Raw genomic sequence first — 301 nt, 5'->3', positions numbered from 1 at the left:
ACGAGGTCACGTCGTTCGCGCACATCCTTGGGTGGAACGTAGCTTTCAGCGACGAGGTTTGCACGCAGAAGATGCGCAAGCATCTTCGCATCAACACGATCGGTTTTGACCTTCGCATCGGCGATCACACGTGTTTTGCTCGGGTTGACGAGCGTAACGTCCGTGTGCTCGTCAAGCGTTTCGTAGATCGGGCGGTAGTGCCCAGTTGCTCCGATGGCAACCGCCGACCCGGCATACTCGCGCGCGAACTCTTCGAGTTCGGCGCGCTCGGTGCCATGGGAGAGGCGGAATTCATCGACAA

General features: G+C 58.8%; 1 protein-coding gene. It reads right to left on the bottom strand.

Annotated features, from left to right (window positions below):
- The coding region (locus C492_RS23140) for an IS110 family transposase (protein WP_152424929.1) at positions 1 to 301 on the bottom strand (301 nt) is incomplete at both ends.

The sequence above is a fragment of the Natronococcus jeotgali DSM 18795 genome, from assembly GCF_000337695.1.
GTDB lineage: Archaea > Halobacteriota > Halobacteria > Halobacteriales > Natrialbaceae > Natronococcus > Natronococcus jeotgali.
Note: the sequence above shows the minus strand (reverse complement) of the source record. Positions and strands in the feature narration are given on the sequence as shown.